The organism is Methylobacterium sp. JK268, from assembly GCF_054052225.1.
Genome location: NZ_JBSVZN010000009.1, coordinates 34,045 through 54,821, shown reverse-complemented (window position 1 = coordinate 54,821; position 20,777 = coordinate 34,045). Strand labels below are relative to the sequence as shown.

Sequence of the window (20,777 nt, the reverse complement as noted above, 5' to 3'; positions counted from 1 at the left end):
GGACACTTACCTCGTCGCCGTCGGGGTGCGGGTGGACGTGCGGGGGGGCGTGGCGGCGGGGGAGGACTTCGCCGGGGAGGTCGAGCCGGTGGTGCGCGGCTCCTCCCCGCCCCTGCCGGTGGTGGCGGGCCGGTCCTTCCCGGCCGGCGTCGCGGTCGCGAGCAGCCCGAGGGATTCGAGCTTGCGGGCGATCTCGTCGCCGCGCTCGGGCCGCGCCGGCAGGTCGGCGAGCCGGCCGAGATGCTCGGTGCCGATGGGTTCGAGGTCCAGGTACTTGTCGGCCGCGGCCTGGAGGCGGTCGGGTCGCGTCAGCAGCTGCCACTCGGCCCGCAGCACGGCCGTGGCCTCGCGCTCGCGGCGCAGGCGGGTCTTCAGCTTGGCGACCTGCTCGGCCTGGTAGAGCGTGTCGTACTTGATCGAGTAGGCGTAGCCGGCCGAGGCGATCAGACCCGCGATGGCGAGGAGGTGCAGGATGCGGATCACCGGCGGCCTCCGCGCTCGCGGGGGGGCAGTCCGGAGAGGGCGTCGAGAGCCGTCAGGGGCTCGGGCACCGGCGCGTCGGTGCGCTCGGCGGCGCGCAGCTTGGCCGAGCGCGCGCGGGGATTGGCGGCCGCCTCCGCCTCGCTCGGAGCGACCGGCCCCTTCGTCACGAGGGTGAAGCTCTTCGGCGTCGGCCGCTCGGCCATCGGCAGGTGCCGGGAGGCCGAGACGGCCCGACCGCTGCGGGCGGAGAGGAACTGCTTGACGATGCGGTCCTCCAGCGAGTGGAAGGTCACCACGGCGAGGCGCCCGCCGGGGCGCAGGATTCGCTCGGCCGCGTGGAGCGCCCGGTTGAGCTCGCCGAGTTCGTCGTTGACCGCGATGCGCAGGGCCTGGAAGGTCCGGGTGGCGGGGTGGATGCCGCTGCCGGGCTCGGCCCGGACCACGCTGGCGACGATCTCCGCCAGGGCGCCCGTGGTGGCGATCGGGGCGCGGCGGCGCGCCTCCAGGATCGCCCGGGCCACCGCGCGGGAGCGGCGCTCCTCGCCGTAATGGTAGATGATGTCGGCGAGCTCGGCCTCGGGCGCCTCGTTCACGAGGTCGGCGGCCGAGGGCCCCTCTCCGCCCATGCGCATGTCGAGGGGGCCGTCGTGCCGGAAGGAGAACCCGCGCTCGGGCCGGTCGAGCTGCATCGAGGAGACGCCGATGTCGAGGACGACGCCGTCCACGGCCTCGATCCCCTCGGCGCGCACCAGCGTGTCGAGGTCGCCGAACCGGCCCTGGACCAGGAGCAGCCGGCCCTGGGCTTGGGCCGCGAGGCCGCGGCCCGCCGCGATGGCGGTCGGGTCGCGGTCGATGGCGACGACGCGCTGCCCGGGATGCGCGGCCAGGATCGCGCGGGTGTAGCCGCCGGCCCCGAAGGTGCCATCGACCACGACCCCGCCCGCCCCGCCGAGCCGCAGGGCGCCCCGCACCTCCTCGAGGAGGACCGGGATATGGGGGGCCGCGCCGCTCACCGGACGGCCCCGCCCTTGGTGCCACGGACCCCGCGCCGCCGGGACGGCGCTCGGCCGCCCGCGGCGCACTCGCACGCCTGACGCTCCATGATGCTCCGCAATCGTCGAGGGGCGCAGGCACGGAGGCGGCCGGCGCCCCACGGCAGACCCTCCCCCGGCCGAGACGATCCCCGGCCGAGAGCCGCCCCGCATCGGGACCGGCGCCGGTTTGCGATGCGCCGTCAATGAGTTGGGTCGGGCTATCATGGGCCTCCGGAAGCGTCAACGCGGCCCTGCGGGGAGGCCACGACGCCCGACTCGATCAGACGTCAGCAACGTTAACGAAGGCTTGCAGAATTTCGCCCGGACGCGGGATGCGTGCACCGCCCCCGGACTTTGGGGGCAGGCGCGAGGAAGGGATCAGCCGGCCTGTAAGCCGGGTTCTGTAGGGCCCGGCGGACCCTCGCGGGTCCTCCGGACGTGGCGGCCATTCCTCTGGGACGACCGTTGCCGGCCGCCTCGAGCAACCAACCCGGGCGACGGGCCTGGAGAGAGGGCCTGCGCGGGGCTCATCGCCCGTTGCGTGTCGCCCCTATTCGGTTTTGCTCCCGGTGGGGTTTGCCGTGCCGTCCGCGTTGCCGCGTCCGCGGTGCGCTCTTACCGCACCCTTTCACCCTGACCGGCGCGGGCCTCGCGGCCCGCCCGGCGGTCTGCTCTCTGTGGCACTGTCCCTGGGGTCGCCCCCGCCGGACGTTATCCGGCACCGTCTCTCCATGGAGCCCGGACTTTCCTCCCCGCCCGAGGGCGGAGCGGCCGCCCGGCCGGCTGATGCGGGCGATGTGCGACGGGCCGGGCCCGGCGTCAAGCCGGTGGGTTGCCGGTTCCCGGCCCGGATCCTACCTGCCGGGCCAAGGCCGCCGCGCGGTGCGGCCGGGAACCTGGAGGCACCCCATGAGCGAGACCGTCGAGACCGGCTGGACGCTTGAGACCGTCCAGCAGCTGCGCAGCATGGCCCGCGAGGGCATCCCGGCCTCCGTGATGAGCCTGAAGCTCAAGCGCCCCGTCACGGCGATCCACGCCAAGCTCGCCGAACTCGGGATCACGCCGACCGCGAAGGCGTGAGGATGTCCCGGCGCAGACGCTCCGCTGCGGAGGCTCGCGCCCGAACCTTCCCCATCTACGGCACGGCTGTCCGGGGACAATGCGAGGCACGTCTCCCCTCTCCCGAGTGGGAGAGGGGCCGGGGGTGAGGGTGGCTCGGCTTCAGCAAGTATCCTGAACCGCGCCGCTGGCAGCTCGACGGTCGAGTTTACTTGCTGAACCGTCCGTCCCTCACCCCTGCCCCTCTCCCACTCGGGAGAGGGGATCGCGCGCGAGCTGGAATGGCATAGTTTGTTGTTAACGTAGAGCTTTTCGGGAACCAAGGCGCCCGAATAGAAGCCTCCGAGTTTCCCGGACAGCCGTGCATCTACGGGGGAGGGAACGCGTCCCGCGCAGATCCTTCGACCCTCACCGCGAGCGCGCCACCCGCTACGGCATCAGCGCGAAGAACAGGAACGACGCGAAGATCGTCAGGTGCACCACGCCCTGCAGCACGGTGGTGCGCCCGGTCCCGAGCGTGATCACGGCGACGAGAAGCGTGAGGGCGAGCAGCACCTGCTCCTTGGGCCCGAGCCCCAGCGCCAGGGGCTGCCCGATCAGGATCGAGGCCGCCGCCACGGCGGGGATCGTCAGCCCGATCGTCGCCAGCGCCGAGCCCAGCGCGAGATTCATGCTGGTCTGCAGGCGGTCGGCCCGGGCGGCGCGCAGGGCCGCGAGCCCCTCGGGCATCAGCACCAGGGCGGCGATGACGATGCCGGCCACGGATTTCGGCGCGCCGACGGCGTCGATCCCCTGCTCCAGGGTCGGGGTGAGCCCCTTGGCGAGGCCCACCACCGCCACCAGGCAGGCGAGGAGCAGGCCGAAGCTCGCGAGCGCCACCCGCACGGAGGGCGGCTCGGCGTGCTCTTCCTCGTGCCCATCTCCCCCCGGCAGGAAGAAGTCCCGGTGCCGCACCGTCTGCACGAAGACGAAGGCGCCGTAGAGGATGAGCGAGGCCGCCGCCGCGAAGAGGAGCTGGGGCACCGTGAAGACCGGCCCCGCCGTGTCGACGAAGTTCGGCAGGACGAGGGTCAGGGTGACCAGGGCCGCCAGCACGGCGAGCGCCGCGAGGGCCCCCTCGAGCTGGAAGCCCTGAATGTGGTGACGCACGCCGCCCGCCAGCAGACACAGCCCGACGAGGCCGTTGCAGATGATCATCACGGCGGAGAAGACGGTGTCGCGGGCGAGCGTCGCCTTGTCCTCCCCGCCGCCGATCGTCACCGAGACGATCAGCGCGACCTCGATCACCGTCACGGCCAGCGCCAGCACCAGGGTGCCGAAGGGCTCGCCCACCCGGTGCGCCACCACCTCCGCGTGGAAGACCGCCGCGAACACCGTCGCGACCAGCCCGACGCCCGCGACGGTCAGGAGGGCGCCGGGCGGATGGGTCAGCAGGATCGCGGCGAGGAGGAGCCATGCCACCAGCGGTGAGGCCCAGGCCCACCACGGCATCCCGCCCTTCGGCACCTCCATCGCGCGCATCCTCCTCCGCCCGCGGCGGTGCTACCAGGTTCCGGTGTTCTGCATCGACGTCCACGGCTCCTGCGGGGGCTTGGCCGCCCCCTTCTGCAGGATCTCGATGGAGATGCCGTCGGGCGAGCGGACGAAGGCCATGCGCCCGTCCCGCGGCGGGCGGTTGATGGTCACGCCGGCCGCCTGCAGCTTGGCACAGGTCTCGTAGATGTCGTCGACCTGATAGGCCAGGTGGCCGAAGTTGCGCCCGCCCGTATACTCCTCGGGATCCCAGTTGTAGGTGAGTTCGAGGAGGGGCGACTTGCTCTCCCGGGCGCGGGCGACGTCGCCCGGCGCGGCCAGGAAGACCAGGGTGTAGCGTCCCTGCTCGCTGTCCATCCGGCGCACCTCCTGGAGGCCGAACTTGCCGCAGTAGAAGTCGAGGGCGCGGTCGAGGTCGGCGACCCGGACCATCGTGTGCAGGTATTCCATCGTCGGGGCTCCGGCGTCAGGCTCCTGGGGGACCGCGGCCATATGTGGGACCGGGCCGCACCGGGTCAACGCGAGCCGTCGCGGGCCGCCCGCATTCCGGTGCCCCTCGACCGCGTTGCGCGCGAGCCCGCGGCGGCTACAAGGGGGGATCCCCCGCCGCACCGAAGGGCCCTCTCGTCCCATGCGCACCGAGTCACCGCCGATCGTCCGCCTCGCCGATTACCGGCCGAGCGACTACCTGATCGACCGGGTCGATCTCGACGTGCGCCTGCACCCGACCGAGACCCGCGTCACCGCCACCCTGGCGCTGCGGCCGAACCCGCTCGGCGAGCCCGGCGCGCCGCTGCGCCTCGACGGGGACGACCTCGCGCTGCTGGCGGTCGCCCTCGACGGCCAGCCGACCGCGCCCGGCGCCCTCGACGTCGCGCCCGGCGGCCTCACCCTGCACCAGCCGCCGCAGCGCCCCTTCGTGCTCAGCCTCGAGACGCGGGTGAACCCGAGCGCCAACACCAAGCTGATGGGCCTCTACCGGTCGAACGGCGTCTACTGCACCCAGTGCGAGGCGGACGGGTTCCGGCGCATCACCTACTTCCTCGATCGTCCGGACGTGCTCGCCGTCTACACCACCCGCATCGAGGCCGACCGGGACGAGGCGCCGGTGCTGCTTGGCAACGGCAACCGGATCGAGGCCGGCGAGGCGGAGGCGGGGCGCCACTACGCGGTCTGGCACGATCCCCACCCCAAGCCCGCCTACCTGTTCGCCCTCGTGGGCGGGCGGCTCGGCCGCATCGGCACCCGCTTCACCACCATGGAGGGCCGGGACGTCGAGGTCGCCGTCTACGTCGAGCCCGGGAAGGAGGAGCGGGCGCCCTACGCCCTCGACGCGGTGATCCGTTCCATGGCCTGGGACGAGCGGGTCTTCGGCCGCGCCTACGACCTCGACGTCTTCAACGTCGTCGCCGTCTCCGACTTCAACATGGGCGCGATGGAGAACAAGGGCCTCAACATCTTCAACGACAAGTACGTGCTGGCGAGCCCCGACACCGCCACCGACACGGACTACGCCAACATCGAGGCGATCATCGCCCACGAGTATTTCCACAACTGGTCCGGCAACCGGGTGACCTGCCGCGACTGGTTCCAGCTGTGCCTGAAGGAGGGCCTGACGGTCTTCCGCGACCAGGAATTCTCCTCCGACGCGCGCTCGCGACCGGTCCACCGCATCGCCGAGGTGCGCACCCTGCGCGCCCGCCAGTTCCCGGAGGATGCGGGCCCCCTCGCCCACCCGGTGCGGCCCCAGGCCTACCGGGAGATCAACAACTTCTACACGGCGACGGTCTACGAGAAGGGCGCCGAGATCGTGCGCATGCTGCGCACGCTCCTCGGGGCCGAGACCTTCCGCAAGGGAATGGACCTCTACTTCGCCCGCCACGACGGCACCGCGGCGACGGTCGAGGATTTCCTGACGGCCTTCCAGGACGCGAGCGGGCGCGACCTCACCGCCTTCGCCCGCTGGTACGCCCAGGCCGGCACCCCCACCGTCTCGGTGGCGGGGCGCTACGATCCGCGCCAGCGCAGCTACACCCTCGATTTCCACCAGAGCCTGCCGGCGGTTGCCACCGAGGCGGCGAGCGGCGGGCCCCCGCAGCCCCTGGTGATCCCGATCGCCCTCGGGCTCGTCGGGCGCGACGGCACCCCCATCGCGGCGACCAGCGAGCGCGTCCGCGACGGCGTGTTCGTGATGGAAGGCGAGAGCGATCGGCTCGTGTTCACGGAGGTGCGCGGCGAGCCGGTGCCCTCCCTGTTCCGGGGCTTCTCGGCCCCCGTGAAGGTGGCCTACACCCTCGGCACCACCCAGTGGCTGACGCTGCTCGCCCACGACAGCGACCCGTTCAACCGCTGGCAGGCAGCGCAGAACCTCGCCCTCGACCTCCTCGTCGCCCGGGCGCGCCGGGCCGCTCCGCTGGAGGACGACGCGGGCGCCGAGGGGGCGGCCCTCGCCGAGGCCCTCGGCCGCTTCCTCGACGGCGAGGCCCTCGCGGATCCGGCCTTCGCGGCCCTGGTCCTGGCGATCCCGGGCGACCAGGAGGTGGCCCAGGAGGTCGGCTCCAACGTCGATCCGGACGCGATCCACCGCGCCCGCTGGACCTTGCGCGCGCATCTCGGCCGCGCCCTCGCGGCCCGGCTCGCCGCCCTGCGCGACCGGCTCGCGGCGCCCCCCGGCACTCCGTTCAGCCCGGACGCCGCCAGCGCCGGGCGCCGGGCCCTGCGCAACGCCGCCCTCGACCTGATCGCGGCCGCCGATCCGGCGCGCGGCACGGCCCTCGCGGAGGCGCAGTTCGACGAGGCCGGCAACATGACCGACCGCCTGGCCGCCCTGGCGGTCCTGACCCTGATCCCCGGCGCGGCCCGCGAGCGGGCTCTCGCCGCCTTCGCGTCCGCCTACCGGTCCGAGCCCCTGGTCCTCGACAAGTGGTTCGCGCTCCAGGCGATGATCCCGGAGCCGGGCACGGTGGCGCGGGTGCGGGACCTCACCCGCCACGAGGCCTTCTCGGCGGCCAACCCCAACCGGGTGCGCGCGCTCATCGGCAGCTTCAGCCTCAACAACCCGACCCAGTTCCACCGGGCGGACGGCGCCGGCTACGATCTGCTGGCCGAGACGGTGCTCGACCTCGACTCGCGCAACCCCCAGGTCGCGGCACGTTTGCTCACGGCATTCAATACGTGGCGGATGATGGAGCCGGGCCGCCGCGGCCTCGCGGAGGCGCGCCTGCGCGCGATCGCGGCGGCGCCGGGCCTCTCGCCCGATGTCGGCGACATCGCCGGCCGCTCCCTCGCCCCGGCGCGCCATCACATAAATGCTTGACAGACGAAGGCGATTCTGAGTCGAACGCGGCAAATTCACGAAGCATTAACCATGCGCGCGACGCAGGGATGTGCTGGACAAATCAGCTGTGGAAATGTCACAAGAAGGAGCGATTCGCGGACGGGTCAAGCCGGCGACGCAATCACCCGAGCGTGTGGGGGAAGAGAGTATGCTGGAGGCGGATCCCGCCCCACTCGCTGCCCGTGCGGCCACGATCCTCGGCATCGCGCGGGCCCTCACTCCGACCCATCAGCGGCTCGCCCGCGCGGAATCCTGGCTGCGGATCGCGGTCCCTGCCGTCATCGCGCTGTTCCTGCTCTCCCTCTGCGCGATCACGGCGGCGCAGCTCATGGCCCAGCGGCGCGAGGCCGCCGCGCAGGCGAGCCACGAGATCGACCTCCTGGCCCGCCTCGTCGCGGCGGCGCTCGCGCGACCGGGCAGCGACCTGGAGGGTGCGGTCCCGTCCTTCGCGCTGGCGCCGGGCCGCGAGATCCACCTGATCGGGCCGGACGAGGTGGTGATCGCCTCGATGCCGGCCGTGCCCGCGCCCGGCCGCACCCTCGGGGAGCGTCTCGGCAACGCGCAGCCGCTCCTGACCTTCGGGGAGCGGGCGGGCGTGATCGCCGTGCGGCTGGGCGATGCGCCGGCCGTCGCCACCCTGCGGACGCTGCCGGACGGGCGCGGGCGGGTGGTGGTGGTGCAATCCCTCGACGCCGTGATGGCGCAGTGGCAGGGCCGCGCCCGCACCCAGGTGCTGGTGATCGGCACGGCCGCCCTGGTCATCATCAGCGTCGGCCTCGCCTACACGCTCCAGGCCGACCGGGCGCGGGCCGTCGACCGGGTCTGCGAGCAGGTCCGCCAGCGCCTCGACATGGCCCTCTGCCGCGGGCGCTGCGGCCTGTGGGACTGGGACATCGCGCGGGGCCGCATCTACTGGTCGGACTCGATGTACCAGCTCCTCGGCTACACCCGGGAGCACGAGTTCCTGTCCTTCGGGGACGTCAACGCGCTGGTCCACCCGGACGACACCGACCTGTACGGCCTGGCGAGCCAGCTCGCCGCCCAGGAGGCGGCCGTCGACCACGAGTTCCGGATCCGCAGCGCGGCGGGCGAGTGGATCTGGGTCCGCGCCCGGGCGGAGGTGGTGCGCGACCAGGAGGATGGCGGGCGCCACCTCGTGGGCATCGCCATCGACGTCTCCGAGCAGCGGCGCCTCGCGGAATCGACCGCCACCGCCGACATGCGCCTGCGCGACGCGGTCGAGGCGGTGTCCGAGGCCTTCGTGCTCTGGGACGCCCAGAACCGCCTCGTCCTGTGCAATTCGAAGTTCCGCCGCCTGCACGCCCTCACCCCCGAGGACGCGCAGCCCGGCCGGCGCTACGACTCGCTGATGGGCCGGGCCGCCGTGCCGCCGGTGCGCCGCGAGATCCAGAACGGGGACCTCGCCGAGGCCGGCGCCCGCACCTTCGAGGCGGAACTGGGGGACGGGCGCTGGCTCCAGATCAGCGAGCGGCGGACCAAGGACGGCGGCTACGTCTCGGTCGGCACCGACATCACGGCCCTCAAGCGCCATCAGGAGCGGCTGGTCGAGTCCGAGCGTCAGCTGATCGCCACCATCGCGGATCTCAAGCGCTCCCGCCGCACCCTGGAATTGCAGACCCAGCAGCTCGCGGACCTCGCCGAGCGCTACCTCGACCAGAAGTACCAGGCGGAGAGCGCCAACCGCTCCAAGTCCGAGTTCCTGGCCAACATGAGCCACGAGCTGCGCACGCCCCTCAACGCGATCCTGGGCTTCGCCGAGGTGATGCAGGACGAGGTGTTCGGAAAGCTCGGCTCGGCGAAGTACCGGGAATACTGCAGCGACATCCGAACCAGCGGGCAGTACCTGCTGTCGGTGATCGACGACATCCTCGATATGTCGCGCATCGAGGCGCGCCGGGTGACCCTGGTGAAGCAGCCGCTCGCGGTGGCGGACGTGCTGGAGCGGGTCCTCGGCCAGGTCGCGGAGGCCGCCCGGCTGAAGGGGCTGACGCTGAGCGTCGAGCTCAGTCCCGACGCCGTGGTCCTGGCGGATTCCCGCGCCATGCACCAGGTGCTGCTCAACCTGATGCAGAACGCCGTGAAGTTCACGCCCGAGGGCGGGCGGGTCGCGGTGCGCACGCGCCGCGCGCTCGATGCCGTGCACATCTTCGTGGAGGACAGCGGCATCGGCATCCCGAAGGCCGTGCTGCCGAAGCTCGGCGCGCCCTTCGAGCGGGTCGAGAGCAACCTCTCGCGCAGCTTCAAGGGCTCGGGCCTGGGCCTCGCCATCGCCCGCTCCCTCACCGAGCTCCATGGCGGGCGCCTGCGCATCCGCTCGGAGGTCGGCACCGGCACCATCGTGCTGCTGCGCCTGCCGCAGCCTCCCGCATCCGCCGACGCGGCCGCCCTGCGCGATCCCACCCTGCGACTCGTGGCAGCGCTGCCGCAGCCGGAGATGGCGGAGGCCTGAGCGAGGATTGGGGCCGCCGGCCCGGCGATCCCCGCCTCACGCCGCGTCCGGATCCCCCAGCAGGCGCACGAACCAGCTCCGCACCTCCGCGCGCAGCTCTGCGAGCCGCGCCAGCAGCGCCGCCTCCCCGGGCAGGCCCAGGGCCGCCGCGAGGCGTGCCCGCGTGGCCGGGGACGCCCCCTTGTCGAAGGGGCCCTCCACCATCAGGCGCTGCCAGTGGTGGACGTCGTCGAGGAGGCGGTAGGCCTCCTCCAGCACGCCGGCTCCCTCGGGCAGCAGCCCCGCCTCGCGCGCCCGCCCGAGGACCGCCGGGGCGTCGAGACCGATCAGGCCCGGCAGCGCCGCCGCGTGGGTGAGCACCAGCGCCTGCGCCAGGAAATCGAGGTCGAGGAGCCCGCCCGGCGACAGCTTGAGGTCGTGGGGACCGCCGTCGCGCTTCTCGCGGGCGACGAGGCCGCGCATCGCCCGGACTTCCCGGGCGACGAGGTCTGCGTCGCGCGGGCTCCCCACCACGGCGGCGATGGCGGCCTCGATCTCGGTCCCGAGGGACACGTCCCCCGCGAGCACCCGGGCGCGGGTCAGCGCCATGTGCTCCCAGAGGTCCGCCTCCTCCCGCTGATAGGGCAGGAAGCGCGGCCACTGGCCGGCGAGCGGGCCCTGCCGGCCGCCGGGCCGCAGGCGCAGGTCGACCTCGTAGAGGTGCCCGCGCCGCGTCGGCACCGTGAGCGCCGCCACGAGGCGCTGGGTGAGCCGGTTGTGGTAGACCGCGGCGTCGAGGGGGCGCCGCCCGTCGCTCTCCCGGTTCTCCGGATCGAAATCGTACAGGACCACCAGATCGAGGTCGGAATCGGCCGTGAGCTGGCAGGAGCCGAGGCGACCGAGGCCGAGCACGGCCATCCGCCCCGCCGGAACGCGCCCGTGCTCGGCCGCGAAGGCGTCCGACACGGCGTGAAGGGCTTCGGCGACCGCCGCCTGGGCGATCGCCGCGTAGGCCCGTCCCGCCCCCTCCGGCGGCAGGATCCCCGACAGCATGCGCGCGCCGGTCACGAAGCGCATCTGGCGGGCGGCGTCGCGGCTGCGGTCGAGGAACTCCTCGAGGGCGGCCGGCCTGCCGACGAGGCGCCGGAACTGGCCCGCGATCGCGCCCGGATCGGTGACCGGCTCCACGAAGGCGGGATCGATGACCGCGTCGAGCACGTGCGGGCTGTAGGCCACCGTCTCGGCGAGGCGTGGGGCGCTGCCGAGGAGGTCGGCGAAGAGCAGCCGCAGGCGCTCGTGCGAGCGCAGGATGGTGAGGAGTTCCACCGCCGCCGGCATGCGCCCGAAGGCGCGGTCGAGGGCCGCGAGCGCGCCGTCCGGGTCGGCGGTGCCGGCGAAGGCCTGGAGCAGGGCCGGCACCAGTTCGGTCACCACCTCCCGGGCGCGGGCGCTGGTGACGGCGGGACGCCGCCCGTGGTGCCAGCCCCGCACCGTCTCGATCGCCCGCTCGGGGTGGCGGAAGCCGAGGTCGCGCAGGGTCGCGAGCGTGGCGGGGTCGTCCTCCGCCCCGGTGAAGACGAGGTCGCCGACCTCCGCGGAGAGGTCCGGCGCCGCCTCGAACAACAGGGCGTAATGGGCCTGGACCCGGCGCGCCTGCGCCACCAAAGCCGCCCCGAGCGCCGCGGCGTCCCGGTAGCCGCAGAAGCGGGCGACGCGCGCGAGGCGCCCCGGCTCGTCGGGCAGGCGCTGCGTCTGCTCGTCGGCCACCATCTGCAGCCGGTGCTCGAGCCCGCGCAGGAATCGGTAGGCCTCGGCGAGTTCGTCGCGGGCCTGCGCGGTGATCCAGCCCTCCGCGTGCAGGGCCGCCAGCATGTCGAGGGTGCGCCGGCCCCGCAGCGAGGGCCGGCGGCCCCCGAAGACGAGCTGCTGCGTCTGGACGAAGAACTCGACCTCGCGGATGCCGCCGCGGCCGAGCTTGATGTCGTGGCCGGCCACCGCGATGGCGCCGTGGCCGCGCACCGCGTGGATCTGGCGCTTCATGGCGTGGACGTCGGCGATCGCCGCGAAGTCGAAGTACTTGCGCCAGACGAAGGGGCGCAGCTCGGCGAGAAAGCGCTCCGCCAGCGGCCGGTCGCCCGCCACCGGCCGCGCCTTGATGAAGGCGGCGCGCTCCCAGTTCTGGCCCACCGTCTCGTAGTAGGTGAAGGCGGAATCGAGCGAGAGCGCGGTCGGCGTGGCGCCCGGATCGGGCCGCAGGCGGTAATCGACCCGGTGGACGTAGCCGTCCGCGTCGCGCTCCTGCAGGAGCTTGGCCACCGTCTGGGCGAGCCGGCTGAAGAAGGGCGTCGCCTCGACGCCCTCGCGCAGGGGGGCGACGGCGGGGTCGAAGAACACGATGAGGTCGATGTCGCTCGAATAGTTCAGCTCGCCGGCCCCGAGCTTGCCCATGCCGAGCACGATGACGCCGCTGCCCGCCTGCGGGTCGGCCGGGTCGCGGGGCCGGAACCGGCCCGTCGCGGCGGCCTCGTGCAGGGCCGCGTCGAGGGCCGCCGTCACGGAGGCGTCGGCGAAGTCGGAGAGCGCCGCCGTGACCGTCTCCACCGACCAGGCGCCGCCGAGATCGGCGAGCGCGACGAGGAGTGCGTGGGCGGCACGGTGGCGCCGCAGGCTCCGGGCGACGGTGTCCCGAGGGATTCCGGCGGCGCCCGCACCCGACTGGGCCGCCACGAGGGCGGCGTGGGCCGCCTCCGGGCTCTGCCCCAGGAGCCGCGCGAAGCGGTCGGGATCGCGCGCCACGAGGCCCCACAGGAAGGGCGAGTGGTCGGCGAGGCCGAGCGTGAGGGCGCGCAGCGGGCCGTCGAGCCGCAGCCGCGCGGCGAGCGCGGCGTGGTCCGGCCGCGCGTCGAGGGCCTGGAGGAGGTCGGCGAGCCGGTCGCGCGCCCGGTCCGGCTCCGCCAGGACCGGGGCGGTGCGGATCCGGTCGAGGAGCGTTGCTGTCATCGCGCGGCCTCCCGTCGGGCCTTGTCCCAACCCTTCGCCGCCGGTGGTCGCACGATCGGCAGCGGGTCACAACCGGCCGCTCAGAAATCCAGCGGCGCCGAGTCGATCACCTCCTTCATCACGAAGAAGGTGCGCGTCTGGCGCACGCCGGGGAGGCCGATCAGCTGCTCGCCGTGCAGGCGGTTGAAATCCGCCATGTCGCCGACCCGGATCTTGAGCATGTAGTCGAAGTCGCCCGCCACCAGATGGCAGTCGAGCACGAAGCCGAGGGCCACGACGGCGCGCTCGAAGGTGGCGAAGCTCTCGGGCGTCGAGCGGTCGAGGACGACGCCGACGAGCACCAGCGCGCCCCGCCCCACCGCGGCCGGCGCCACCAGGGCGCGCACGCCCGCGATCAGCCCGTCCTCCAGCAGGCGCTGCAGGCGCCGGTGGCAGGTGGCGGGGCTGAGATGCGCCCGCTTGGCGAGTTCCGCGTTCGTGAGCCGCCCGTCCTGCTGCAGGAGGCGCAGCATCCTGAGGTCGATGCGGTCCGGCGCCCTCGCCATGAAAGGATCATCCGTTTTCTCGGGCCAGAGTGAGAGATCTTCCTCTCGCACGCCATCCGAACGAGGGCTGTACATCATCGGCCGGCCGACTTCGAGAGCACCTTCCGCCGAAGGGCTGCTACGGTTTCGTCGCCCTCGCAGACCGGAGCCACGCCCATGCTCGACCGTTTCGACCGCTATCCCCTGACCTTCGGCCCGTCCCCGATCGAGAGACTGGCGCGCCTCTCCGAACACCTCGGCGGCAAGGTCGACCTCTACGCCAAGCGGGAGGATTGCAATTCGGGCCTCGCCTTCGGCGGCAACAAGCTGCGCAAGCTCGAATACATCGTGCCGGACGCGATCGCCTCGGGCGCCGACACGCTGGTGTCGATCGGCGGCGTGCAGTCGAACCACACCCGCATGGTGGCGGCGGTAGCGGCCAAGATCGGGATGAAGTGCCGGCTGGTGCAGGAGGCCTGGGTGCCCCACGAAGACGCGGTCTACGACCGGGTCGGCAACATCATGCTGAGCCGGATCATGGGCGCCGATGTCCGCCTCGTCGACGACGGCTTCGACATCGGCATCCGGACGAGCTGGGAACAGGCGATCGCGGAGGTGAAGGAAGCGGGCGGGCGGCCCTACGCGATCCCCGCCGGCGCCTCGGTGCACAAGTACGGCGGCCTCGGCTACGTCGGCTTCGCCGAGGAGGTGCGCGCGCAGGAGCGGGCGCTCGGCTTCGCCTTCGACTACGTGGTGGTCTGCACGGTCACCGGCTCGACGCATGCGGGGATGCTGGTGGGCTTCGCCAAGGACGGGCGCGAGCGCCGGGTGATCGGCATCGACGCCTCGGCGACGCCGGCCCAGACGAAGGCGCAGGTGCTCGACATCGCCCGGCGCACCGCGGACCTCGTCGATCTCGGCCGCGACCTGTCGGCCGACGACGTGGTGCTCAACGAGGACTACGCCTACCCGATCTACGGCGTGCCCTCCGCCGAAACCAAGGACGCGATCCGCCTCTGCGCGCGGCTCGAAGGGATGATCACGGACCCGGTCTACGAGGGGAAGTCGATGCAGGGCATGATCGACCTCGTGCGCAAGGACTTCTTCCCGGCCGGCTCCAAGGTGCTCTACGCCCATCTCGGCGGCGCGCCGGCCCTCAACGGCTACGCCTACGCGTTCCGCAACGGCTGAGCGGGATCAGGCGGCCGGCAGCACGAGGCTGGCGCGCAGGCCCGGCCCGTTCTCCTCCAGGAGGAAGCGGCCCTGGTGCAGGCGGGCCACCGCGTTGACGAGGCTGAGGCCGAGCCCGAAGCCGGGATTGGAGCGCGCCGTCTCCAGGCGCACGAACCGCTCCAGCACCCGGCCCCGCTCGGCCTCCGGGATGCCGATGCCCCGGTCGGCCACCGTCAGGCGCACCTCGCCCCCCTCGCGGCGGGCCTCGACGGTGACCTCCGGGGTCGCGGCCTCGGCGCCGTATTTCAGCGCGTTGTCGATCAGGTTCGCCACCGCCTGGCCGATGAGTTCGCGGCTGCCCCGCACGGTCAGCCCGTCGTCGACGGCGGTGGCGAGACCCACGCCGCGCTCCTCCGCCACCGCCTCGTAGAGTTCGGCCACCTCCAGGGCGACCGCCCCGGCGTCGAAATCCGACAGCGTCTCCCGGGTGCCGCCGGCCTCAAGGCGGGCGATCATCAGGAGCGCGTTGAAGATCCGGATGAGGTTGTCGCTCTCCTCGATGTTGGCCTCGAGGGCCGCCCGCAGCGTCTCGGGGTCGCGCCCCGCCCGCAGGGCCTCGTCCGCCTTGTTGCGCAGGCGGGTGAGCGGGGTCTTGAGGTCGTGCGCGATGTTGTCGGAGACCTCGCGCAGGCCCCGCATCAATTCGCCGATCCGGTCCAGCATCGCGTTGAGGTTCTGGGCGAGGCGGTCGAGCTCGTCGCCGGTGCCCGCGAGCGCCAGCCGCCCGCCGAGGTCGCCCGCCATGATCCCGCGCGTGATCTCGGTCATGTCGTCGACGCGCTTGAGCACCCGCTGGGCGATGAACAGGCTCCCGACGAAGCCGAGCCCCACCACCAGCATCAGCGACCACGCGAAGGCGCGGGCGATGACGGCGCGCAGCCGGTCGCGCTCCTCCACGTCGCGCCCGACGAGCAGGCGGAAGCCCCCCGGTAGGGTGAAGATCCGCACGATCGCCCGGTGTTCGAGGCGGTCGCCGTCCGTGGAGCGGCCGTAGGCGGTCTCGGTCTGGCCGGGCTCCGACAGGACGCCCGTCGGCAGGGTCTCGACGTTGCCGACCACGTGCTCGCCCGCCGGCGTGGTGACGAGGTAGAGCGAGGCGCCCGGCTCCCGCGCGCGCCGCTCCACGACGCCGACGAGCCGCCGGATGCCTCCCGCGGCGTATTGCTCGGACAGGCCGTTGATCTCCGCCTCGATCGTCGAGACGATCTGGTCGTCGAGCACCTGGCGGGCATTCCAGGCGACGTAGCCCAGCGCGAAGAACGCGAAGGCCGCGAAGACCATCAGGTAGGCGAGCGAGAGCTTGAAGGCGGTGGTGCGGAACAGGGAGCCGAGGCGGGCCGGCACCCCCTCCCCTGCCGGCGGCCGGACGCTCACGCCTCGCCGCCGGCCCGGACCATGTAGCCGGCCCCCCGCACCGTGTGGATCATCGGCCGCTCGAACCCCTTGTCGATCTTGGCGCGCAGGCGCGAGACATGGACGTCGATGACGTTCGTCTGGGGATCGAAATGGTAGTCCCAGACGTGCTCCAGCAGCATCGTGCGGGTCACGACCTGCCCGGCATGGCGCATCAGATATTCGAGGAGCCGGAACTCCCGGGGCTGCAGCACGATCTCGTGCCCACCGCGGGCGACGCGGTGGGAGAGCCGGTCGAGTTCCAGGTCGCCGACCCGGTAGGCGGTCGGCTCGCCCCCGCCGCCGCCGCGCCGCCGCGCCAGCACCTCGACGCGGGCCAGCAATTCCGAGAAGGCGTAGGGCTTCGGCAGGTAATCGTCGCCGCCGGCCCGCAACCCCTTCACCCGGTCGTCGACCTGGCCCAGCGCCGAGAGGATCAGCACGGGCGTCTCCACGCCCTGCTCGCGCAGGGAGCGGATCAGCGACAGCCCGTCGAGCTTGGGCAGCATCCGGTCGACCACCAGGACGTCGTAGGCCCCCTCCCGGGCGAGCGCGTAGCCGTCGAGCCCGTCCGCGGCGAGATCCGCGACGTGGCCGGCCTCCCGGAAGGCCTTGGCGAGGTAGGACGCCGCCTCGCGGTCGTCCTCGATGATCAGGAGACGCATGGACGCGACATTAGAGCATTGCCCGGCGAAGGGGAGCCGGCTCGCCGGGGCGGACGCGGCCGGTCACGGCCTCTCGAACCGGGTCCCCGACGTGCCGGCCGGGGGCGCGGCCTTCGGCACGTCGGGTTCGCCTCTCGGAGGACGACGGACCGGGCGGGGGGGCCCGGTCCGTCGCGGCGGGAACCGGCGGATCGTCCTGGGGGCGACGATGGATCCGACGGTCCGGCCCTCGGGGCCGGAGCGGGCGGGGTCCGGGGGGCGATGAACCCGTTCCGCGTCCGGCGACGTCCCGTTGATGCACCCCTCCGGCTTACGACTGCGTCTCCGCCGCATGAACTTCCGGTAAGGCGCCCGTCCTGCGGCGGGCCGGCGGGGGCGCGGCCTCGCGGTTGATCGGCAGCCCGAGGGTGAGCGCGCGGGCCAGTTCGGAGCGCCGCCGGGAGTAATCCGCGGACGTCATCGGGTAATCGGGCGGAAGGCCCCATTTCTGGCGGTAGGTCTCCGGCGTCAGGCCGAGGCGCGTCAGGTGGCGGCGCAACGTCTTGTAAGGCTTCCCGTCCTCGAAGCTGATCAGCGCCTCGTGGGTGATCGACCGTCGGATCTCGGCGGGCGTCGGCTTGGGCGGACCCTCCGGCACGATGTCGCCCTCGACGGCCGTCCGCAGGGCGCCGTGGACCTCCGCGATCAGCCGCGGCACCTCGATCGTCTGCAGGTGATTGCGGCTGAGATAGGCGGTGACGATGTCGGATGTCAGGACAGCCATCCTACTGACGTTGCTGTGTGTCGAGCTCATGAGAACTTTTGCCTTACCTCGAATCAGACTCCGTAACAAGAGATGTGATAACACGTCCGTTCCGACAACAAAATACCCTTACGGCATGGCGCTGTAAAAATGCTAAAACCCCGGCCGGCGCGCGCGATCCAGACGAGAAGGTACAACTTGGAGTAACGGATACGTCGAGACTTGCCGTTTGGTCGGGCCGTCTGGTGTTGCGCGGCGCGTGACCGGCCGCGCGGGGCGGCGAGGGGCGCGAAGCCCGGCAGCCGCCAGCGGTCGACCCGGCAGGACAACAACGGCCGGCGCGGACCCTGCGAGCGGCGGCCGGTCGCCCGACGCCCCCACCGTTGCCGGATGGCCACAGGCGAGGGCTTAAGCCGCGACGGCTCCGCCGCGCCGCAGCGAGGCCGCAATTGACGCCTGATTCACCCTCGCGGTGGGTTCCGGAGAAATCTGCGCCGCGCCGACGGCCCGGCGCAAGGTCCCGTCAAGGTTGACGGAACCTTCGCTTAACCGGCCGGGACTACAGGTTGTCGCCATGTCGGCGGGGCAGCGTTCCGGTCCCGCCCGCGGAGCCCCCGGCTCCGCCAAAGGAGTACCATCGATGTCGCTGACGCTCGCCTCGTCCCGCGTGCTCAGGGCCGCCGCCGCGGTCGGGCTCGCCCTCTCGATCGCCGCCTGCTCGTCCAACAAGGACCTGGCGGACGCCTCCGCCTACGCGGCGGGCGGGGCCGCGACGCCCGGCAGCGCCCAGGACTTCGTGGTGAATGTCGGCGACCGGGTGTTCTTCGAGACGGATTCGACCGACCTCACCGTCACCGCCACCGCCACCCTCGACAAGCAGGCCCAGTGGCTGTCGCGCTACCCGCGCTACACGTTCCTGATCGAGGGGCACGCGGACGAGCGCGGCACCCGCGAGTACAATTTCTCCCTCGGCGCCCGCCGCTCGCAGGCCGTGCGCGACTACCTCACGTCGCGGGGCATCGCGGCGGCGCGGATGCGCACGGTCTCCTACGGCAAGGAGCGGCCGGTGGCGGTCTGCAACGACATCTCGTGCTGGTCGCAGAACCGCCGCGCGGTCACGGTGCTCGACGGCGGCGCCGGCTCGTAGGCCGGCCGGCGCGCGGCGCCGCACCCTGCGACGCCGCGCCCGCCCCCGTTTTGCCGCGAAGGAGCGGATCTGCTATCGCGGCGCACCGCCGCGACAGCGAAACACCGCCATGCTCCGCCGCCTGATCCTCGCCACCGGTCTCCTCCTCGCCGCGACCCTTCCCGGGAGGGCGCAGGACGCGGCCGACCTCGTCGTCCGGCTGAACCGGCTGGAGAACCAGTCCCGCCAGATGGCCGGGCAGATCGAGACCCTCCAGTACGAGAACCGCCAGCTCAAGGAGCAGCTGCGCAAGTTCCAGGAGGATGTGGAGTTCCGGTTCCAGGAGAAGGGCGGCCGCTCGGCCGCGCCCGCCTCTCCCCCGGCCCGGCCGCAGAAGCGCGGCGACGCCTTCGATCCCTCGGCCGCGCCGGGAGCGCCGGGCGCGCCCCAGCCCCTCGGTTCGTCGCCGGCCCTGCGCGAGGCGGTGCCCGCGACGCCGAGCGCGACCGCGGCGCTGCGCCCCCCGGCCGCGGCGATCGAGGACGAGCCGGCCCCGGCCTACGGCGAGCCCGTCGACCTCGCGCCGCCCGCCCGCCCGCCGGTCCCGGCCGCGCCGGTCCGTCCCCGCGAGAGCGTGGCGGCCACGGCCACGGGCGACGCCAAGGCGGATTACGAGGCCGCCTACGCCTACGTCCTCCAGCGCCAGTACGAGCAGGCCGAGATGAGCCTGCGCCAGTTCATCCAGTCGCATCCCCGCGACGCGCTGGTGCCGGACGCGACCTACTGGCTCGGCGAGACCTACCTGCAGCGCAACCGCACCCGCGAGGCGGCCGAGCAGTTCCTGAAGGTGTCGACGGACTACGCCCGCTCCCGCAAGGCGCCCGATGCCATGCTCAAGCTCGGCGCCTCGCTCAACGCGCTGGGCGCCCGCGAGCAGGCCTGCGCCACGCTGGCCGAACTGGAGCGCAAGTTCCCGCAGGCTTCCGCCAGCGTGCGGCAGGGCGTCGACCGCGAGCAGAAGCGGGCGCGCTGCGCCGCGTGAGCGGCGCGGCGCGGCCCCTCGACCCGGACGAGGAAGCGGCCCGGCTCGCCCCCTGGCTGGGTCCGGACGGGCCGTCGGGCGGCGTGATCGTGGCGGCTTCCGGCGGACCGGATTCGACCGCCCTGATGGGCTGCGTCGCCGAACTCGCGCCCCGGGGCCCGGTGACCGTCGCGACCGTCGATCACGGGCTGCGGCCCGGCTCCGCGGCCGAGGCCGCCGGCGTGGCGGACCTCGCCGCCCGCCTCGGCCTTCCCCACCGGATCCTCGCCTGGGAGGGGGAGAAGCCCCGGTCCCGCCTCCAGGAGCGGGCCCGCGCCGCGCGCTACGCCCTCCTGGCCCGGCTCGCCGCGGAGATCGGCGCGGGCGCGATCCTGACCGCCCACAGCCTCGACGATCAGGCCGAGACCGTCCTGATGCGGCTCTGCGCGGGGTCGGGACCGGCGGGCCTCGCCGGGATCGCGCCGGCGCGGCGCCTCGGCCCGATCGTCCTCGCCCGGCCCTTCCTCGACCTGCCCAAGGCCCGGCTGGTGGCGACCTGCGCGGCGCGAGGCTGGCCCTTCGTCACCGATCCGAGCAACGCCGCCCCGGCCTTCGCCCGCGCCCGCCTGCGCCGCGTCGCGCCGCTCCTCGCCGCGGAGGGCCTAACCCCGCTGCGGCTCGCCCGCCTCGCCGCCCGGCTGCGGCGAAACGAGGCGGCGCTCGCCGGGGCGGTCGAGGCGGCGCTCGCCACCCTCGCCCGGCCGCCGGAGGGGGACGGGGCGGGCCGCCTCGCCCTCGACGCGGCGGCGCTGGCCGCCCTGCCGGAGGCCGTGGCGCTCGGAGTTCTGACCCGGGCGATCGCGGCGGTGGCGGCGCCGGGGACCCGCCCGCCCCGCCTGGAGCGGCTGGAGGACGTGGCGCTCGGGCGGCTGCTCCCGGCCGCCGCGGCGGGGGCGCCCCTGCGCTGCACGCTCGGCGGCGCGCTCCTCGACCTGCGCCGGGGCCGGCTGCACCTCTCGCCGGAACCGCCCCGGCGCGGCGCCGCCCGCGCACCGGGTGCGACCTAGCCCGCCCGGCCCATTTACTTGGCAAGGGTGGGCGCGGCGCCTACATTGGGGTCCGAGTGTCGGGAGCCGTCCCAGCACGTTGCACGGCCCCGCGCTCCACAGGGAATGCCTT

At 73.3% G+C, this 20,777-nt stretch carries 16 protein-coding genes and 1 other RNA gene; 7 read left to right on the top strand and 10 right to left on the bottom strand.

Annotated features, from left to right (window positions below; translation table 11 throughout):
* Positions 1–6: 6 nt before the first annotated feature.
* The 3 genes from ftsL to rnpB form a co-directional block, all read right to left on the bottom strand.
* A complete protein-coding gene (ftsL, locus tag ACW9J6_RS11405) occupies positions 7–483 on the bottom strand; it encodes a cell division protein FtsL (RefSeq protein WP_457116592.1) in 477 nt (158 codons plus the stop codon).
* On the bottom strand, positions 480–1,496 hold the full coding sequence (gene rsmH / locus ACW9J6_RS11400; RefSeq protein WP_457116591.1) for a 16S rRNA (cytosine(1402)-N(4))-methyltransferase RsmH: 1,017 nt from the start codon (positions 1,494–1,496) through the stop codon (positions 480–482). Before rsmH ends, ftsL begins: the two co-directional genes overlap by 4 nt.
* A gap of 395 nt (positions 1,497–1,891) precedes the next feature.
* An RNA gene (rnpB, locus tag ACW9J6_RS11395) (RNase P RNA component class A) lies at positions 1,892–2,304 on the bottom strand.
* A gap of 122 nt (positions 2,305–2,426) precedes the next feature.
* Between rnpB and ACW9J6_RS11390 the strand changes: the two genes are divergently transcribed.
* Positions 2,427–2,597, top strand: a complete 171-nt coding sequence (locus tag ACW9J6_RS11390; RefSeq protein WP_457116590.1) for a hypothetical protein — start codon at positions 2,427–2,429, stop codon at positions 2,595–2,597.
* A gap of 408 nt (positions 2,598–3,005) precedes the next feature.
* Here the strand turns inward: ACW9J6_RS11390 and ACW9J6_RS11385 are convergent, their stop codons facing one another.
* Together ACW9J6_RS11385 and ACW9J6_RS11380 are read right to left on the bottom strand one after the other, a co-directional pair.
* Positions 3,006–4,088 carry a calcium:proton antiporter gene (locus tag ACW9J6_RS11385; protein ID WP_457116589.1) on the bottom strand — a complete coding sequence of 361 codons (1,083 nt, stop codon included), beginning with the start codon at positions 4,086–4,088 and terminating at the stop codon, positions 3,006–3,008.
* A gap of 30 nt (positions 4,089–4,118) precedes the next feature.
* The gene (locus ACW9J6_RS11380) at positions 4,119–4,559 is read right to left on the bottom strand and encodes a VOC family protein (RefSeq protein ID WP_457116588.1); all 441 of its coding nucleotides are present in this window, start codon (positions 4,557–4,559) and stop codon (positions 4,119–4,121) included.
* 181 nt (positions 4,560–4,740) lie between these two features.
* On the opposite strand from ACW9J6_RS11380, the gene pepN reads away from it, so the two are divergent.
* Positions 4,741–7,425: an aminopeptidase N gene (pepN, locus tag ACW9J6_RS11375; protein WP_457116587.1), complete on the top strand. Its 2,685-nt coding sequence runs from the start codon at positions 4,741–4,743 to the stop codon at positions 7,423–7,425.
* A gap of 169 nt (positions 7,426–7,594) precedes the next feature.
* The gene (locus tag ACW9J6_RS11370) at positions 7,595–9,916 is read left to right on the top strand and encodes a PAS domain-containing sensor histidine kinase (RefSeq protein WP_457116586.1); all 2,322 of its coding nucleotides are present in this window, start codon (positions 7,595–7,597) and stop codon (positions 9,914–9,916) included.
* 36 nt (positions 9,917–9,952) lie between these two features.
* Here the strand turns inward: ACW9J6_RS11370 and ACW9J6_RS11365 are convergent, their stop codons facing one another.
* Positions 9,953–12,895 carry a bifunctional [glutamine synthetase] adenylyltransferase/[glutamine synthetase]-adenylyl-L-tyrosine phosphorylase gene (locus ACW9J6_RS11365; RefSeq protein WP_457116585.1) on the bottom strand — a complete coding sequence of 981 codons (2,943 nt, stop codon included), beginning with the start codon at positions 12,893–12,895 and terminating at the stop codon, positions 9,953–9,955.
* A gap of 80 nt (positions 12,896–12,975) precedes the next feature.
* Positions 12,976–13,440, bottom strand: a complete 465-nt coding sequence (locus ACW9J6_RS11360; RefSeq protein WP_457116584.1) for an Lrp/AsnC family transcriptional regulator — start codon at positions 13,438–13,440, stop codon at positions 12,976–12,978.
* Between the two features lie 156 nt (positions 13,441–13,596).
* On the opposite strand from ACW9J6_RS11360, the gene ACW9J6_RS11355 reads away from it, so the two are divergent.
* Positions 13,597–14,610 carry a 1-aminocyclopropane-1-carboxylate deaminase gene (locus tag ACW9J6_RS11355; RefSeq protein ID WP_457116583.1) on the top strand — a complete coding sequence of 338 codons (1,014 nt, stop codon included), beginning with the start codon at positions 13,597–13,599 and terminating at the stop codon, positions 14,608–14,610.
* 6 nt (positions 14,611–14,616) lie between these two features.
* On the opposite strand, the gene ACW9J6_RS11350 is transcribed toward ACW9J6_RS11355, so the two are convergent.
* The 3 genes from ACW9J6_RS11350 to ACW9J6_RS11340 form a co-directional block, all read right to left on the bottom strand.
* Positions 14,617–16,026: a sensor histidine kinase gene (locus tag ACW9J6_RS11350; RefSeq protein WP_457116582.1), complete on the bottom strand. Its 1,410-nt coding sequence runs from the start codon at positions 16,024–16,026 to the stop codon at positions 14,617–14,619.
* On the bottom strand, positions 16,023–16,709 hold the full coding sequence (locus tag ACW9J6_RS11345) for a winged helix-turn-helix domain-containing protein (RefSeq protein WP_457116581.1): 687 nt from the start codon (positions 16,707–16,709) through the stop codon (positions 16,023–16,025). The genes ACW9J6_RS11350 and ACW9J6_RS11345 overlap by 4 nt, the downstream gene beginning before the upstream one ends.
* Positions 16,710–17,019: 310 nt before the next feature.
* Complete coding sequence (locus ACW9J6_RS11340) at positions 17,020–17,502, bottom strand: MucR family transcriptional regulator (protein WP_457116580.1); 483 nt, start codon at positions 17,500–17,502, stop codon at positions 17,020–17,022.
* A 589-nt stretch (positions 17,503–18,091) separates the two neighbouring features.
* Between ACW9J6_RS11340 and pal the strand changes: the two genes are divergently transcribed.
* The 3 genes from pal to tilS all read left to right on the top strand — a co-directional run bounded on the left by pal (position 18,092) and on the right by tilS (position 20,665).
* Positions 18,092–18,598 (top strand): peptidoglycan-associated lipoprotein Pal, encoded by a 507-nt coding sequence (pal, locus tag ACW9J6_RS11335; protein ID WP_457116579.1) that lies wholly within the window; start codon positions 18,092–18,094, stop codon positions 18,596–18,598.
* Between the two features lie 109 nt (positions 18,599–18,707).
* Positions 18,708–19,619, top strand: coding sequence for a tol-pal system protein YbgF (gene ybgF, locus ACW9J6_RS11330; protein ID WP_457116578.1), 912 nt, complete (start codon positions 18,708–18,710; stop codon positions 19,617–19,619).
* On the top strand, positions 19,616–20,665 hold the full coding sequence (gene tilS, locus ACW9J6_RS11325) for a tRNA lysidine(34) synthetase TilS (protein ID WP_457116577.1): 1,050 nt from the start codon (positions 19,616–19,618) through the stop codon (positions 20,663–20,665). The genes ybgF and tilS overlap by 4 nt, the downstream gene beginning before the upstream one ends.
* The last annotated feature ends 112 nt before the right edge of the window (positions 20,666–20,777 follow it).